The organism is Streptomyces sp. HSW2009, from assembly GCF_040240285.1.
Taxonomy (GTDB): Bacteria; Actinomycetota; Actinomycetes; order Streptomycetales; family Streptomycetaceae; genus Streptomyces.
Map to the genome: position 1 here is coordinate 1 of NZ_JBEHZD010000959.1, position 1,572 is coordinate 1,572.

General features: G+C 77.9%; 2 protein-coding genes. One reads left to right on the top strand and one right to left on the bottom strand.

The features are described from left to right. Nucleotides 1-399 precede the first annotated feature (399 nt). A complete protein-coding gene (locus AAHZ94_RS33835) occupies nucleotides 400-765 on the top strand; it encodes a DsrE family protein (RefSeq protein ID WP_349997521.1) in 366 nt (121 codons plus the stop codon). 200 nt (nucleotides 766-965) lie between these two features. Here AAHZ94_RS33835 and AAHZ94_RS33840 read toward each other — a convergent pair whose 3' ends face one another. Beyond that, nucleotides 966-1,415 (bottom strand): DUF3099 domain-containing protein, encoded by a 450-nt coding sequence (locus AAHZ94_RS33840; protein WP_349997522.1) that lies wholly within the window; start codon nucleotides 1,413-1,415, stop codon nucleotides 966-968. Nucleotides 1,416-1,572: the final 157 nt, after the last annotated feature.

The window sequence follows — 1,572 nt, forward strand, 5'->3', positions numbered from 1 at the left end:
GGGCGGCGGGGGGGGGGGGGGGGGGCCGGGGGGGGGGGGGGGCCCGGGGGGGGGGGGGGGCGGGGGCCGACGGGTCCGTCAGCGCTGGCCCTGGTACAGCTTGAACAGGGTGAGCCCCGCGAAGGCGGCGATGAGCACGGCCATCAGGACCAGCAGCAGGGTGAAGACTGTCTCAAGCACGAGCGCGCTCCTCGGACACAGTGTGGTGTAACGGACCGGGCCCGAGTCTAGTCCGCGCCCGACCGGCCGGCGCTGTGAGGTCCACCGCCCCGTCCCGCCGCAGGTCGGCGCCCGTCCTCCGCGGGGCGCCCGCCGGCCTGCCCGGCTGCCACCCGCCGTCCCCGCGCGTACGGGCCCCGGCCGCGCGGTCGCCCCCGGGGGCGCGCTTACAGTGAGCGCATGGCGAAGAAGCTCGTGATCAAGGTGACGGCGGGCGCGGACGCGCCCGAGCGGTGCTCGCAGGCGTTCACGGTGGCGGCCGTCGCCGTGGCCAGCGGCGTCGAGGTCTCGCTCTGGCTGACGGGCGAGGCGACCTGGTTCGCGCTGCCGGGCCGGGCGGCCGAGTTCACGCTGCCGCACGCCGCGCCGCTGCCCGACCTGATCGACTCCATCCAGAGCGGCGGCGGCGCCATCACCGTCTGCACGCAGTGCGCGGCCCGCCGCGAGATCGAGGAGTCCGACCTGATCGAGGGCGCCCGCATCGCCGGCGCCCAGATGTTCGTGAGCGAGATCATGCCGGACGGGGTCCAGGCGCTGGTCTACTAACCGCGCCAGCCGTCACCCCCACCCGCCGCGGCCGTACGCGGGCCGGCCGGCCGGAGCGCGGTCGCGACCCCACGCACCCAAGCCCTCGCCGTACGCGCCGAGGTCCGTACGGGCCCGAGCCCGTACGCGTCAGGGCCCGTATGCGCCGGCCCTGGCTGTGCCGGAGCCCCCGCCGGGCGCCCGCGCACGCTCACCCACGCTCACCGATGGTGCTTCCCGTCGAGCTCGTCCCACCAGGCGTCGGACTGGGCGTCGCCGGTGCGGGAGCCGGGGCCCCGGGTGCCGGCGTGCTTCCGGCCGGGCGCGGGACGTCGGTCGGGGGAAGAGCGGCCCAGGTCGGGCGCGGTGTCGGGGGCCGGCCCGGGGGCCGGTGCGGAGGGCGGGCGTGCACCCGGGTGTGGACCCGGACGCGTATCGGGGCCGCCGCGCTGCTCGGGCGGCGGCGTGCCGCCGGGTTCGTCGAACCAGTGGTCGTCGGGCCCGCGCCGGTTGGCGACGATCGCCGCGAGGGGCGGGATCACCATCGCCACCACGCACATGCCCACGGCCACCGGGATCGACCACAGCCTGACCACGGCCCATGCCAGGACGAAGAGCGTCAGGCACGCGCCCATCATGAGGAAGTAGCCACGTCGCCGCCGGGCGTACATGCCTCCAGCGTACGACTGGTCTTCGGGCGCGCACCCGGGGTGCGGGCCCTTGTTGACGGTGCGGGGTCACTTCCCCGCCCCGCACCGCCCTGCCCCGGGGGGGGGGGGGGGCGCGCCCCCCCCCCCCGCCCCCCCCCCCCCCCCCCCCCCCCCCCCC